This window comes from Enterococcus crotali (genome assembly GCF_000633635.1).
GTDB lineage: Bacteria > Bacillota > Bacilli > Lactobacillales > Enterococcaceae > Enterococcus_L > Enterococcus_L crotali.
Genome location: NZ_AYPQ01000006.1, coordinates 205,759 through 219,898, shown reverse-complemented (window position 1 = coordinate 219,898; position 14,140 = coordinate 205,759). Strand labels below are relative to the sequence as shown.

Sequence of the window (14,140 nt, the reverse complement as noted above, 5' to 3'; positions counted from 1 at the left end):
AAAATGAATGATGTCGTTGTGCTAGGTAGTTTAAATATGGATATTGTTGTAACTAGTAGTAGATTTCCTAAGGTTGGCGAAACCATCATGGGCAAGCGCTTAGCGTATCATCTTGGTGGAAAAGGTGCGAATCAAGCGGTAGCCGCTTCAAGAATGGACATTTCGACATGCTTATTAGGGAAAGTAGGCGCAGACGTTTTTGGCAAACAAATCATCGATCAATTAGCAACTGAAAAGTTATGTTTGGAGCATGTCAGTGTCGAAGCAGGAGAAGCAACAGGGATTGCAACCATTACGAAAACCCCAGAGGACAATAGCATTATTGTGATTGCTGGAGCAAACAGTTTTACTGATGTTGCCTTTGTAACTAAAAAAGAAGCAGTGATCTCACAGGCTAAAGTTTTACTTGGGCAGATGGAAATTCCAGTGGGGGCGTTAAAAGAGGCTTTTAAAATAGCCCAAGCTAACGGTGTTCTAACGATTCTTAATCCAGCACCATACACCAATGAAGTAGTTGAATTATTATCTGATGTGGACTATCTAACGCCTAATGAGACAGAATTTCAAGAACTTATGGCGAGATTTCACGAATCGATTGATTTTGAAGCAGACCTATTAGAATTGAGCAAGCAATTAACTGCTAAAATCATTGTAACACGAGGAAAAGATGGCGTTTCATTTGTTGAAAATAACCAAGTTGTCACGTTACCAACTATTTCGGTCAATGTAAAAGATACAACAGGAGCTGGAGACACTTTCAATGGGATTTTTGTTACTTATTTGGCTAAGGGGTACCCGCTAAGAAAAGCCGTGGAGTTCGCCAGTGTGGGAGCATCACTTTCTATTGAGAAGGACGGTGCACAAGGTGGCATGCCGACTTTGAAGCAATTGGAAGCTACGATGTTAGACAAGAATGCTACTTAATTAAAATCGTGAAGGAAGTCATTCATTTGTTTTAGCTGATGTAATCATTTTACAAGAAGCTAAAGAATGTATAAATAATTGTAGAGATATTGGGGATATGAAGCAGAAGTTATTCTGTTTGATATCCCCAAATGTGTTTATTCAGGATGATTTTTTTTGTCTAAATCGCTTGAAACCTGTTTTAAATGTTCGATCAATGCAATGAAATGTTCTGTTCCATCTTGCTCTTCTAAAGAGCGTTCAGTAGTCGCAATAGCTTTGCGCATCGCCAGACTCACTAAGAAATAAGTTATAGGAGCTCTTCTTTAGAGCACCTTACTTTTTGATAATATAACCTTTCTCACAATATTTTTATATTTTTCAATAGAGTAATTAAATCATTTTTGGTTGACTTTGTCGACTTTAGTTGTGCTAAAAATAAAGTTGATTAATTTGCAGAAAATTAAAAAGCTAAATGGTATAAAATCACTCACAAAAAATGGTATAATTGACTTTAGTCTTATAATAGATACATAGTTTGAAACCAGACACGAATGGTCTGTGTTTGAAAGGATTTGAAAGTAATGCATTATCCTGAACCAATTGCAAAATTAGTAGAAAGTTATATGAAATTACCAGGTATTGGCCAAAAAACAGCTGTACGCTTGGCTTTTTATACACTTGATATGAAAGAAGAAGATGTAAATGCTTTTGCAAAATCTTTGATTAGTGTGAAACGTGATCTGCATTTTTGCAGTATTTGCGGCAATATTACAGAAGAGGACCCTTGTGAGATTTGTCAAGATACGACAAGAGATCGTAGTATTATCTTAGTTGTAGAAGAACCGAAAGATGTTATGGCAATGGAGAAGATGCGGGAATATCATGGTCTGTATCATGTACTTCATGGGGTATTATCGCCTATGGAAGGGACAGGGCCAGAAGATATCAATATTGCCTCTTTGATCCAGCGTCTGCATGATGACGAAGTCAAGGAAGTGATTATTGCAACGAATGCCACGACAGAAGGGGAAGCGACAGCGATGTATTTATCTCGTTTGATCAACCTGCTGGTATTGTTGTTACAAGGTTAGCTCATGGATTGTCTGTTGGAAGTGATATTGAATACGCGGATGAAGTGACTTTACTCAAAGCTGTAGAAGGACGCCGTGAATTGTAAAAATAGAAAAATTATAAGAAAAGCGAAGGCGCGTGGGACTGAAGTATTTAACCCCGAGAAATAAGAAGGGGTACTTCTGCTCTCGCCGTCTATTCGTATTTAGGGTGTGGAAAAAAGTGATTTTTACTTTTGTCCACACCCTTTTTATTTTAGGCATAAACTATTAAAAAAACAGTGATACCGTTTTGATCACCTATAATTCTAAGCACATTAGTATTCAGAGTTGCAAGATCAGAGTCAAGCTGAAATTTTCGGAGCTAGATGCTGTTGTCACGATTTCACGCTATTCTTTATTTCTCAACAATACTGATGGTAAAGCCGTCGTAGCCTTTTACACCAACGGTTTCAATTGCGGTCGAAGTTAATGAGTGAGAAGTGGATAGATCATCCACAAAAGAACGGACTCCGATAACCCTTCCATCAGAGCTAGTCGAATCAATAACAGCACCATCACGTACGACATTATCGCCAATAATAATGGTACCAGGACGAGCAAGTTTCAATGCATAGTCCAAGTAAACAGAGTTGTTTTCTTTATCTGCATCGATAAAAATTAAATCGAAAGCAGGAGTTTGAGTATGTACCATTTTTTCTAAGCTGTCAGAAGCTGGACCAACTAAAATCGTTGTTTTATCAGAGACGCCAGCAATAGTTAAGTTTTCTGATGCAACTTCCGCATGTTTTTTATCATATTCAAGAGAGATTACTTGTCCATCATTTTCAATTGCCTTAGCAAACCAAAGCGTGCTGTATCCGCCAAGTGTACCAATTTCTAAAATTCGTTTAGCGCCTTTGATTTTTGCGAGAAGATATAAAAATTTTCCTTGAGAGGGGGATACATCGTGTGGAGGTAATTGGTGCTTTTGATTATTAGCCAGAATTTGATCAAAAATAGGGTCATTTTCTACTAGTTTTTCAATAAAATAGTCATCAACAGCTGCAAATAAGTTTTCCAAAAAATCACTCCTAGTTTTTATTGTTATACCTAAAATAATTATACACTTTTTGTGTTGAGAAGAAATATTATTTACTTTAATTGATTATATTTTTTGGTTCAATGTGTTTTGATAGTCTGGTTTTTCTGAAAAATAAATACATGAAAATAGAATAGATATTGTATAATTGAAATAAATAGAAATAATATGGTTTATATTTTTTATTTTTATCTTTTGGTATAGAGAGAACAAAAATTAATTTATAATAAGGGTGGGGAACAATGCAAGAGAAATATCATAGGTCTATTAAGGTGTTTGTTTTAAGTGTTATGTTTATCGGGATTTTAATCAGTTCTACAGTGCTTTTTGAAATAAGAACGGAAGCAAAAGAAATCAATAACACGATCCAAAATGTAAAAATCACCAACGAACATGGAGAAGAGCAGGACTCGTTTAAATCGTGGGATATCATTCAAGTTCATATGGATTGGAGTATACCAAATGGAAGTGCTCAAAAAGGCGATACAACATTAATCGAGTTGCCTGCTGAGTTAGATTTGGTCAATAGTTTGTCTTTTGATGTGCTGGATGAAAGTGGGGCTGTTGTTGCTACAGCAGTTGCTGATAAGGGAGCCAAAACAGTTTTGCTTACGTATACTGATTTTGTAGAAACCCATTCTAATGTAAAAGGTACATTGCAGTTTTTCAGTCGTTTTGATAAACAAGTGATCGAGGAATACGGCACGATTAAACTAGTGTTTCCAATCAACAAAACGACAGAGGTTTCCACAGAAGTTGAGGTCGAAGAAGCCACAGATGATCCAAATGAAGTAATCAATAAATGGTCTTGGTTTTCATCTGATTCTCGTACACTTTTTTGGGAAATTCGTGTAAATGCTAGTGGTCAAGAATTGCCCAATGCGGTCGTTAAAGACACGTTTCAAACAGACAACTACACGTTAGTTCCAGATTCGATCAAAGTGACCTCAGCAGTATTTCCAGACGGTGATCAAGGGATTTTTGATAATCCGATCAATAAAATCGATATCACCAGCCAAGTAACGATCACCTATCTTCCCAATGGATTTACAGTAGATTTTGGCGATATGCCCAAAGGAATTGGCTACCTTATTTCTTATGACACAACGATCGATCATCAACCTCAAGATCAAGAGGAGTTTTCTAATATCGCAACGTTAGAAAGTGAACAAATAACTATTGATTCAAAAGAATCCAAGACGCAATACTCTGATGGAAATGGTTCAGGAAGCGGAGAAATATTCTCTATTCAATTAATGAAGACTTCAGAGGATGGAGCTGTTTTGGCGGGAGCAGAATTTGATGTCTTCAAAGATTCTACGAATGAACTTATTGGAAAAATCATCACAAATGAGCAAGGGATAGGCGAAATAAGTAATTTATTGCAAGAAGACTACACACTGATTGAAACAAAAGCGCCAATTGGATTTATTTTAGATGGGACGCCTATAAAAATAGCTTCAAAAGATTTTCAAAATAAGATTGCATTCAGGCAAGTAATAAATCAAGCTGAGCCAACATTCGGAGCCGTACGACTAATTAAAATCGATCAGTCAACGAAGAAAACCTTAGCAGGTGTAGTCTTTGAACTGCAAGATGAAAAAGGAAACACATTACAGACCGGACTTACAACAGATGAAGATGGGCAGCTACTCGTCGAAGGATTAGCACCTGGAACCTATCAATTTTTAGAAACCAAAGCATTAAAGGGCTATAGACTAAATGAAGAGCCGATTCCTTTTGTGATCACGTCATCTCAAATTGAACCATTAGAAGTGATTGTTGAAAATCAAAAAGAAGAAACACCAGAACCTTCACAAGAGAGTAGTACTGAAAACCAAACAAAGAAAAATACTAGCAACCAAGCGAAAGATAAAATACTACCTAAAGCTGGAGAAAGTACTAAGAACTACTTTGTCCTATTTGGAACCATTTGCTTAGGGAGCGGAGCGATTATCCTGTTTGCTAAAAATAGAAGAGTTTAAATTTTTTATAAGCGACTAAATAAAACTGGGGTAAGGTCTGTGAGGCTTTTCATCTCAGTTTTATTTGTTCAACAGGAAATTTTTAATAATAAGGAATTCAATTAGACTGATTGTGATAGATAAAGTATAATAGATAGAAGGAATCAAAGTAAGTAAGGGGATTAGTAAAGTGCAAGGTATTTTTATAACGATCGAAGGACCAGACGGCGCAGGAAAGACGAGTGTTTTAAATGAGTTATATCCAAGGTTGGATCTGGCGGCGGAAAGAAGTATTATCAAAACAAGAGAACCTGGCGGCATTCCCATTGCTGAGAAGATTCGTCAAATTATTTTAGATCCAAGAAATCAAGAGATGGATGAGCGGACGGAGGCTCTGCTTTATGCCGCGGCTAGACGTCAGCATTTAATGGAGAAAGTTTTACCTGCTCTAGAAGAAGGTAAAATTGTTTTATGTGACCGTTTTGTAGATAGTTCGTTAGCCTATCAAGGAGCGGGCAGACGTATTGGTGTTGAAGCGATTGCGACAATCAATGAATTTGCGATCGAAGGGACTGTACCTGATTTCACGATTTATTTAGATGTTGACTCAGATACAGGATTAAATCGTATTAAAAACCATCGTCAGCAGCAAATCGACCGATTGGATTCAGAAGGACTTGAGTTTCATCAACGAGTTCGTCATGAGTATTTAAAACTAGTAGAAGAAAATCCTGAAAGAATCACGAAAATCGATGCCAGAATGAGTTTGGAAAATGTTGTAGAAGCAACATTTCAAGCAATTGTAAACCGTTATCCAGAATATTTTAGAAACTAGGAAGGTGACCGAATATGAAAATTATTTTAGCGATTGTCCAAGATAAAGATAGTAACCGTTTAGCCAATGAATTTATTGATGCCAATATTCGTGCGACAAAGCTTTCATCAACGGGCGGCTTTTTAAAAGCTGGAAACAGTACATTTATCGTTGGGATTGATGATGATCGTGTGGAAGAAGCATTAGAATTGATCAAAAAAACATGCCAATCTCGCAAGCAATATGTGTCAACTCCTGTAACATTAGATATTACAATGGATGGACAAGTGCCTTATCCTGTAGAGGTCGAAGTTGGCGGCGCGACAGTTTTTGTCTTGCCAGTAGAAGGATTCCATCAATATTAAGATGAATGAAGCATCCGTTTTAAGTGAACAACAACCGCTGCTTTACCAGCAGCTTCAAAAAAGTTTCGAGCATGGTCGTCTTGCCCATGCTTATCTTTTTGAAGGCGATACAGGAACTGGTAAAAAAGAATTTGGTTTATGGATGGCAAAATCCGTTTTCTGTACAAATTTAACAGATAATAATCCTTGTAATCAGTGCAATAATTGTTTGCGGATCAATGAAAATGAACACCCTGATGTTTTACGGATCGCACCTGATGGACAAACGATCAAAGTCGATCAAATCAGAGCATTGAAAGCAGAATTTAGCAAAAGTGGAGTGGAAACCGCTCAAAAAGTCTTCTTGATCGAGCAAGCAGACAAAATGAGTGTTGGTGCAGCGAATAGCTTGTTGAAATTTTTAGAAGAGCCAGAGGGAAAAGTTTTAGCTATTTTAGAAACGACCTCTTTAACAAAAATGTTGCCTACGATCCAATCTCGTTGTCAGGTTCTTCATTTTCAACCTTTAGTTAAGTCTAAATTAGTCCATGCTTTAGTAGAAGCAGGAATCAATAAAAATACAGCCAGCCTTTTGGCAGAGTTGACAAATAGTTTTGACAAAGCAGTTGAAATCTCTCAAGATGAATGGTTTAATGAAGCTAGGGAAATTACTCAACAATGGTTTGATTATATGATAAAAGATGATTTACAGGCTTTTGTCTATGTTCAAAAAAAGATGGTCAAAGTCTTTAAGGAAAAAGACCAACAAGGGTTGAGTTTTGATTTATTACTTGCTTATTACCGCAAGCAGCTCACTGAAAGTGTAGCGCAAGAACAACTCAAACGTGTGATAGAACAACAGGCACAACGAGTTGAACTGATTTTAAAAGCGCGGCAAAAATGGGAAGCTAATGTCAGTTGGCAGAGTGTTTGCGAGCAATTAGTGATACGAATGATCCACCCTAAAACATAAATAGGAGGATGGAAATGGTAGAAGTAGTAGGAGTTCGCTTCCGTGAAGCAGGTCATATCTATTATTTTGCTCCTGGAAAATCAGAGTATTTTTACAATGAGAAAGTACTTGTGGAGTCACAGCAGTCTAAACAGCTAGCCACAGTTGCGATACCGAAGAAATCTATTGATCCAGAAGACTTACCTGAGGAGTTAAAACCCATTTTAAATAAAGCATCAGAAACTGATTTAGAAAAAGAACAAAAGAACGTGGATGATGCTGAAGCGGCTTTGAGTGTAGCCAAAGAAAAAATTCGAGCACATGAATTAGAAATGAAATTGATTCGTGTTGAATATACATTTGACCGCAGCAAGATGGTTTTTTATTTTACAGCAGATGGACGAATCGACTTTCGTGAGCTAGTCAAAGATTTAGCGGCGATTTTCCGTACAAGGATCGAATTGCGCCAGATCGGTGTTAGAGATGAAGCGAAGATTTTAGGTGGGATCGGTCCGTGCGGCAGACAATTATGCTGTTCAACTTTTTTAGGTGATTTTATGCCAGTATCGATCAAAATGGCAAAAGATCAAGGGCTATCACTGAACCCTGTAAAAATTTCTGGGTTGTGTGGACGCTTGATGTGTTGTCTAAAATATGAAAATGATGAATACGAAGCAGCGAAAAAAGAATTACCTGACTATGGTAAAGATGTCATTACACCAGATGGAAAAGGACGTGTAGTTGGTTTGAATTTATTGAGCCGGATCATCAAAGTTCGTTTGGTTGGACGTGAAATAGCTGTAGAATACGATTATGAAGAAATCAAAGAAGCAACAGAAAAAGCTCAAGCCGAAAAAGGTGATCACAATGGATAAACGCTCTTTATACGATGGTCTGAGTTCTTTAGAGACTGATTTACAAGGAACTTTAGGACAATTATCAGAGATTAAAGAAGCACTTCATGAATTAGTTGAGAAAAACACAACTCTAGAAATCGAAAATCAGCGTTTACGGGAACATTTGCAGGAATTGACTAAATTAGCCAATGACTCTAGTGATCCAGCTAAGCAGGAGCTATCTAAATCTCGAATGAATTTGGAAAAGCTCTATGAAGAAGGGTTTCATGTCTGCAACATTTTATATGCTCGCGCCGGGAAAATGATGAAGAATGTGCTTTTTGTCTAGATGTAATTTATGGTGAACGATATAAATAAAAAGTTGGGACAAAAGGGGCTGCTTTTAGGCTAACTGCTTATGTCCCAACTTTCTTTTTTCAAAAAATCAAAAAGGAGTTTCTCTATGCAAAAACAAAAAAGTTTTGATTCATCCGGCATCGGGCAGCTATATTTAGTGCCGACTCCAATAGGAAACTTGGAAGATATGAGCTTTCGCTGTATCAATATCTTAAAAGAAGCAACAATTATTGCTAGTGAAGATACTCGTAATACTCAAAAATTGTTGAATCATTTTGAGATAGCGACTCCTCAAATCAGTTTTCATGAGCATAATTATAAAGAACGGATACCACAATTTATTGAACGTTTAGAAGCTGGCGAACTGATTGCTCAAGTTAGTGATGCTGGGATGCCTTCGATCAGTGATCCAGGGCATGAATTGGTTGAAGCCTGTATCGAAGCTGGGATTAAAGTGATTGCTTTACCTGGACCCACAGCTGGGATCACGGCATTGATTGCTTCAGGATTATCGCCGCAGCCATTTACTTTTTATGGTTTTTTACCTAGAAAGAAAAAAGAACAAATTGATGTTTTAGAGAAGTTGAAAACAGCAGTACCAACGCAAATTTTTTACGAATCACCTCATCGAATTGCTACAACGATAAAGCATTTTTCAGAAGTATTTGGAAAAGAGCGGAAAGCCGTGATTTGTCGTGAATTAACGAAACTCCATGAAGAATATCTTCGAGGTACTTTGGCTGAATTGACAGATTATTTAGCAGAACACTCGTTAAAAGGTGAGTGCTGTCTTTTGGTTGAAGGCGCCGATGGATCACAGGTAGCTGAAAATGCGGATCTGGAGCTTTCAATCAAGGCACATATCGATGTACTGATGAATTCAGGAAGTTCATCTAAAGAAGCAATTAAAGAAGTTGCAAAGCTACGCGGATTGAAGAAACAAGAAGTCTATAGAGAGTTTCATGTAGATTGAATTGAATAGTAAAAAATAAACTGATTTCAAAAGTCAGTTTATTTTTTGTAGTAATTGGTGTACTCGATAGAAGCTATAGAATATAATGAAACCGTTCTATTGGTATAGATGTTATTTCTTGTAACGTGAATTGTCAGAAAAATGAAATTATTTTCACTAAATAAGTGATTTCTGTTAGGATAAATCCCAGTTTGATGCTAAAATAACCGACAAAGCTAAAATGAAGGTTGGCTTAATTTGGATATTGGAGGGGTTTGTATGGAAACTGGAAATATCGCGTTTATTATTGTATGTTCAGCAATGGTTTTTTTGATGACACCCGCATTAGCATTTTTTTATGGAGGGTTGGAGCGTAGAAAAAATATCCTTAATACGATGATGATGGTAATTTGTGTGATGGGCTTAGCTTCAGTACTTTGGGTTGTCCTAGGCTATTCCATGTCATTCAGTGGTGACCATTTATTTGTGGGGAACTTAGATAAATTATTTTTTAATCGAGTGTCCATGACGAAAGGAGATACGATTCCAGAAGGCCTGTTTGCTGGATTTCAAATGATGTTTGCTTTGATCACAACAGCAATTATTACAGGGGCTGTAGTTGGGAGGATGCGTTTTTCTGCCATCTTTTTATTTATCGGTATTTGGTCGATCGTTGTTTATTATCCAATGGCCCATATGGTTTGGGGCGGCGGTTTTTTAGACAAAATCGGTTCAATCGATTTTGCAGGAGGAAATGTGGTGCATATTAGCTCTGGCATTTCAGGTCTTGTATTAGCTTTGGTTTTAGGGCAACGTAGAGAATATCAACAAACAGAATACCGTCCCCATAATATTCCCTTTGTTGTGCTAGGTGCGGGCTTACTTTGGTTTGGCTGGTTTGGTTTTAATGCTGGCTCGGCTCTGGCAGCAGATGGACTAGCGATCCATGCAATGCTTACGACGAATACAGCCGCGGCAAGTGGGATGCTTTCCTGGATGCTAATTGAAAAATTGGCAATTGGGAAACCGACAATTGTTGGCGCTTGTACAGGTGCTGTAGTAGGTCTCGTTGCAATCACGCCAGGTGCAGGCTTTGTTTCGTTGTGGAGTTCATTTGTATTAGGCGCGCTGGTTAGTCCAGTTTGTTATTATTTTATTTCATTTGTTAAACATAAATTTGGTTACGATGACGCACTAGATGCATTTGGCTGTCATGGTGTTGGCGGAATCTTTGGTGGAATCATGACAGGGATTTTTGCAGATCCTGCTATAGGAGGAAAAACAGGTTTGCTTTATGGCGGAATCGAGTTATTTGTAGCCCAAGTGGCCAGTATTGTTTTTACGATTGTATTTGCAGGAGTTGCTAGTTTTCTTATTATTAAAGGAATTCAATTATTTATGCCGATTCGAGTTTCAGCAAAAGAAGAAGCATTGGGATTAGATCGTATTGAGCATGATGAAACAGCTTATCCAACATTTATGGGATTAGATTCTTAGGAGGGAAATAAATGAAAAAAGTAGAAGCAATCATTCAGCAAGAAAAATTAGAAGAACTGAAAGAGAAAATGACTGATAGTTTTGAAGCACTAGGAATGACGGTGAGCCAAGTGCTAGGCTTTGGGAATCAAAAGGGGCTAAAAGAATATGTGCGAGGACAGGAAATCATTACCACCTTATTACCAAAAGTCAAAGTCAGTTTTGTTGTTTTGGATGAAGAAGTCGAAGAAATCATCTCTTTGATTTTGCTAATTTGTCAGACAGGAGAAGTGGGAGACGGCAAGATATTTGTTTATAATGTAGAAGAGGCGATCCGCATTAGAACAGGTGAGAGAGGCACAAAAGCGATTTAAAGAGATAACAAGAAGTAACTCAGCAAGTTTTTGAAAATGCTGAGTTACTTCTTTATTTTTATAAAAATAATTTATTTAAAAGATGAATCATCGATTTCTTTAATGCGTTCTGCTGCTTTGTCTTCAGATATTTTTGTATACTTTTGAATGACAGTATATGCTGGATTTTCATTTGAAGAGCCAAAAGCATATAGATAGTCTTGTTCAATAAAGTACTTAAAACTATTCTTCATAGTATCACTTTTATCAACGACGGTTTCTGGATCAAGAGAAGAAATGTATTTATATTTGTCATACGTTAACGTATAAATACCATTTTTTTCAGTATAGTGACCGCTAACATCAATATTTTTCTCAATGCTGCTGAAAGCATGCATTGAAAATGTATCATCACTATTCATTAAAAGTAATTCGCTAGAGTCTTTAAGTGGTGCTGTATAAGTAGCAGAGGCAGCTAAATCTTTCATAGCATCAGTTTCAGTGAATGTGTCCGAACGATATCCACCGACAAGAAGCCAGTTTTCAGTCGTTACTTTTTCCTCTGTTGTGGTAGTGGTAGTACTTGCTTGTGTTTCATTTTTCTTGTCTGAACAAGCGCTTAATGATAAAAAGCAAAGGGCCCCAAGAGTTACTAATAGTATTTTTTTCAAAACATTCTCTCCCTAACAATAATTTTGAACACTTCTAATAATAGTACATTAAATTTTTTTTATCAATATCAAAAAAATAACATAAATTACAATAAAATGAATTTAGTTGTAAATGAACAAACGTTCGTATATAATGTTTGTAAAAGTAAATGGAATTTTAAGGGAGAGTAAAATGATTGTTGAAGATATTTTGTATGGTTCATTTGAAGTAGAAGAGGTTCTAGCGGCATTGATCTCATCACAGGAAATACAGCGTTTAAAAGATGTTCATATGGCAGGACCTGCCGTTTTGATCAATCCAGCTTGGAACGAAACGAGATACGAACATTCTGTGGGCGTTATGTTGTTGATCAGAAAATTTGGAGGAACTGTAGAAGAACAGATTGCAGGCTTACTACATGATGTGTCGCACACGGCTTTTTCACATGTGGTCGATTTGGCTCTAGCGAATAAAAAGGATGATTATCATGAGCAAATCAAAACACAATTGATCGAGCACTCTACGATCCCAGCTATATTAAAGCAGTACGATCTTGATTACAGGCAGATACTATTTGATGATGAACAATGGCTATTATTAGAACAAGAAGCACCATTATTATGTTGTGATCGAATCGATTATACATTACGAGAAGTTCATCGTTATTTTTCTGTTCCAATACAAGAAATACAGCAATTTTTGAAGTCAATCAAAATCATTGAAGATCAAATCGTTGTAGATTCAGTTGAGTGGGCAATGTGGTTTATGGATCAATATCGAAAAGTAGTGATCGACTTTTTTTACGATCCGCGAAATATTTGCAGCTATGAGTGGATGGCAAATGCCATCCGGCTAGGACTGGAAGAGCAAGAAATTACTTTGGCTGATTTAATGATGACAGATTCAGCGTTTCTCAAAAAATTAAAATCAAGTGTTTCTGTTGAAATCAAACAACTATTGGATAAAATAGCTCATCCTCCAAAGTGTAGTGTTTGTTCAAGTGAGGATCATTATGATATTTACCAGAAGAAGAAAACAAGAGTTGTTGACCCTTTAGTAAAAGTGCCTGAAGGGATTGTTTCGGTATCGTCTATTTCAGCTATCGCTCAAGTAAAGCTTGAAAAATTACTTGATGCGAGTCAAAAGGGAATTTATCTTATATTCGATTAGAAGTGGACAGCACACTATGATTATTATAAAGGAGGATGGCAATTATGATCAGTGAACTTCGTTTTCCCTTAAAGAAGGATACATCTCGCAAGATTATTCATATCGATATGGATGCTTTTTTTGCTTCTGTCGAAGAACGCGATCATCCTGAATTAGTCGGCCATCCTCTAGTAATCGCGCGCCATCCTAGTGATACTGGCGGCAAAGGCGTGGTAACTACTGCAAATTATGAAGCACGCAAATTTGGGATCCATTCCGCTATGAGTGCTCAAAAGGCCTATGAATTATGTCCAGATGCTATTTTTAAACCAGGTAATTATGAAAAATATTCGGAAATCTCACAGCAGATCAGAGAAATTTTTCGTCGCTACACAGATATTATCGAACCCGTTTCAATCGATGAAGCGTATTTAGATGTCACTATAAATAAAATCAATAGTAAGTCAGCAATCAAAATCGCCAAATTAATTCAATACGATATATGGAATGAATTGCATTTAACTTGTTCGGCAGGGGTGAGTTACAATAAATTTTTAGCAAAACTAGCTTCTGATTTTCAAAAACCAAAAGGTCTGACTGTTGTGATGCCAGATGATGCTGAGACATTTTTGAAGGCTTTACCAATCGAAGCATTTCATGGGGTTGGGAAAAAAACAGTTCCCAAAATGCACGATTTGGGGATCTATACTGGTGAAGATTTGTATAAGCAAGATGAGATGGAGTTGATTCGTAACTTTGGTAAGATGGGTTACTCTTTGTATCGCAAAGTTCGTGGTATCCACGATTCACCTGTAAATATAACAAGAGACCGCAAATCAGTAGGGAAAGAACATACATATGGCACACCACTAACAACTGAAGCACAAGTAACTGCTCAATTAAGGCAGTTAGCAGAACGTGTGGAAGATTCACTAGATCGAGTCCAAAAACACGGAAAAACAGTTGTATTGAAAGTTCGTTATACAGATTATACAACAATAACAAAACGTCGGACTCTGCCAGAATATATTTCTAAAAAAGAAGAATTATATTATCAGGCAAACTTGATCTGGGAAGAAATTCTGGGACTGGAACAAGGTATTCGTTTATTAGGGATAACCTTGACGAATCTTGATCCGATGGCGTATGAAAATATAGTCTTGCCTTTATGGGAAAAACAAAAGACGGATGAATATGAAAAACTGGATGATCAGATCAAATAACTAGTTTTAAAT

At 36.9% G+C, this 14,140-nt stretch carries 14 protein-coding genes and 2 pseudogenes; 13 read left to right on the top strand and 3 right to left on the bottom strand.

Translation table 11 applies throughout. The features are described 5' to 3' along the window. Nucleotides 1-3: 3 nt before the first annotated feature. On the top strand, nt 4-924 hold the full coding sequence (locus V192_RS0114460; protein ID WP_025872927.1) for a ribokinase: 921 nt from the start codon (nt 4-6) through the stop codon (nt 922-924). 137 nt (nt 925-1,061) lie between these two features. Here V192_RS0114460 and V192_RS22635 read toward each other — a convergent pair whose 3' ends face one another. Further along, nucleotides 1,062-1,190 carry a hypothetical protein gene (locus V192_RS22635; protein WP_275574545.1) on the bottom strand — a complete coding sequence of 43 codons (129 nt, stop codon included), beginning with the start codon at nt 1,188-1,190 and terminating at the stop codon, nt 1,062-1,064. A 297-nt stretch (nt 1,191-1,487) separates the two neighbouring features. Here V192_RS22635 and recR point away from each other — a divergent pair. Beyond that, nucleotides 1,488-2,083, top strand: a pseudogene (gene recR, locus V192_RS20320) (recombination mediator RecR). A 290-nt stretch (nt 2,084-2,373) separates the two neighbouring features. Here the strand turns inward: recR and V192_RS0114445 are convergent. Beyond that, nucleotides 2,374-3,039: an O-methyltransferase gene (locus V192_RS0114445; RefSeq protein ID WP_025872925.1), complete on the bottom strand. Its 666-nt coding sequence runs from the start codon at nt 3,037-3,039 to the stop codon at nt 2,374-2,376. A gap of 260 nt (nt 3,040-3,299) precedes the next feature. Between V192_RS0114445 and V192_RS0114440 the strand changes: the two genes are divergently transcribed. The 9 genes and pseudogenes from V192_RS0114440 (at nt 3,300) to V192_RS0114400 (ending at nt 11,126) form a co-directional block, all read left to right on the top strand. Beyond that, on the top strand, nt 3,300-5,042 hold the full coding sequence (locus V192_RS0114440; protein WP_025872923.1) for an MSCRAMM family protein: 1,743 nt from the start codon (nt 3,300-3,302) through the stop codon (nt 5,040-5,042). A 169-nt stretch (nt 5,043-5,211) separates the two neighbouring features. Next, nucleotides 5,212-5,856 carry a dTMP kinase gene (tmk, locus tag V192_RS0114435; protein ID WP_025872921.1) on the top strand — a complete coding sequence of 215 codons (645 nt, stop codon included), beginning with the start codon at nt 5,212-5,214 and terminating at the stop codon, nt 5,854-5,856. 14 nt (nt 5,857-5,870) lie between these two features. After that, nucleotides 5,871-6,200, top strand: a complete 330-nt coding sequence (locus V192_RS0114430) for a cyclic-di-AMP receptor (RefSeq protein WP_010760520.1) — start codon at nt 5,871-5,873, stop codon at nt 6,198-6,200. 1 nt (nt 6,201) lies between these two features. Continuing rightward, on the top strand, nt 6,202-7,152 hold the full coding sequence (holB, locus tag V192_RS0114425) for a DNA polymerase III subunit delta' (RefSeq protein ID WP_025872914.1): 951 nt from the start codon (nt 6,202-6,204) through the stop codon (nt 7,150-7,152). 14 nt (nt 7,153-7,166) lie between these two features. Further along, nucleotides 7,167-8,006 (top strand): PSP1 domain-containing protein, encoded by an 840-nt coding sequence (locus V192_RS0114420; protein ID WP_025872912.1) that lies wholly within the window; start codon nt 7,167-7,169, stop codon nt 8,004-8,006. Then, nucleotides 7,999-8,345, top strand: a pseudogene (locus V192_RS20315) (DNA replication initiation control protein YabA). Before V192_RS0114420 ends, V192_RS20315 begins: the two are co-directional and overlap by 8 nt. Before the next feature lie 85 nt (nt 8,346-8,430). Then, nucleotides 8,431-9,297, top strand: a complete 867-nt coding sequence (rsmI, locus tag V192_RS0114410) for a 16S rRNA (cytidine(1402)-2'-O)-methyltransferase (protein WP_025872909.1) — start codon at nt 8,431-8,433, stop codon at nt 9,295-9,297. A 258-nt stretch (nt 9,298-9,555) separates the two neighbouring features. Beyond that, the gene (locus V192_RS0114405; protein ID WP_025872907.1) at nt 9,556-10,773 is read left to right on the top strand and encodes an ammonium transporter; all 1,218 of its coding nucleotides are present in this window, start codon (nt 9,556-9,558) and stop codon (nt 10,771-10,773) included. Between the two features lie 11 nt (nt 10,774-10,784). Next, the gene (locus V192_RS0114400) at nt 10,785-11,126 is read left to right on the top strand and encodes a P-II family nitrogen regulator (protein WP_025872905.1); all 342 of its coding nucleotides are present in this window, start codon (nt 10,785-10,787) and stop codon (nt 11,124-11,126) included. A gap of 71 nt (nt 11,127-11,197) precedes the next feature. Here the strand turns inward: V192_RS0114400 and V192_RS0114395 are convergent, their stop codons facing one another. Continuing rightward, nucleotides 11,198-11,776 (bottom strand): hypothetical protein, encoded by a 579-nt coding sequence (locus tag V192_RS0114395; protein ID WP_025872902.1) that lies wholly within the window; start codon nt 11,774-11,776, stop codon nt 11,198-11,200. 172 nt (nt 11,777-11,948) lie between these two features. On the opposite strand from V192_RS0114395, the gene V192_RS0114390 reads away from it, so the two are divergent. Both V192_RS0114390 and dinB read left to right on the top strand, forming a co-directional pair. After that, entirely contained in the window at nt 11,949-12,926 is a 978-nt protein-coding gene (locus V192_RS0114390) for an HD domain-containing protein (RefSeq protein WP_025872900.1), read from the top strand. A gap of 44 nt (nt 12,927-12,970) precedes the next feature. Beyond that, nucleotides 12,971-14,128, top strand: a complete 1,158-nt coding sequence (gene dinB, locus V192_RS0114385; RefSeq protein WP_025872898.1) for a DNA polymerase IV — start codon at nt 12,971-12,973, stop codon at nt 14,126-14,128. The last annotated feature ends 12 nt before the right edge of the window (nt 14,129-14,140 follow it).

Coding starts and splice junctions, on each gene's coding strand:
- V192_RS0114460 (WP_025872927.1), top strand. CDS start 4: ATGAATGATGTCGTTGTGCTAGGTAGTTTAAATATGGATATTGTTGTA.
- V192_RS22635 (WP_275574545.1), bottom strand. CDS start 1,190: ATGCGCAAAGCTATTGCGACTACTGAACGCTCTTTAGAAGAGCAAGAT.
- V192_RS0114440 (WP_025872923.1), top strand. CDS start 3,300: ATGCAAGAGAAATATCATAGGTCTATTAAGGTGTTTGTTTTAAGTGTT.
- V192_RS0114430 (WP_010760520.1), top strand. CDS start 5,871: ATGAAAATTATTTTAGCGATTGTCCAAGATAAAGATAGTAACCGTTTA.
- holB (WP_025872914.1), top strand. CDS start 6,202: ATGAATGAAGCATCCGTTTTAAGTGAACAACAACCGCTGCTTTACCAG.
- V192_RS0114420 (WP_025872912.1), top strand. CDS start 7,167: ATGGTAGAAGTAGTAGGAGTTCGCTTCCGTGAAGCAGGTCATATCTAT.
- rsmI (WP_025872909.1), top strand. CDS start 8,431: ATGCAAAAACAAAAAAGTTTTGATTCATCCGGCATCGGGCAGCTATAT.
- V192_RS0114405 (WP_025872907.1), top strand. CDS start 9,556: ATGGAAACTGGAAATATCGCGTTTATTATTGTATGTTCAGCAATGGTT.
- V192_RS0114400 (WP_025872905.1), top strand. CDS start 10,785: ATGAAAAAAGTAGAAGCAATCATTCAGCAAGAAAAATTAGAAGAACTG.
- V192_RS0114390 (WP_025872900.1), top strand. CDS start 11,949: ATGATTGTTGAAGATATTTTGTATGGTTCATTTGAAGTAGAAGAGGTT.
- dinB (WP_025872898.1), top strand. CDS start 12,971: ATGATCAGTGAACTTCGTTTTCCCTTAAAGAAGGATACATCTCGCAAG.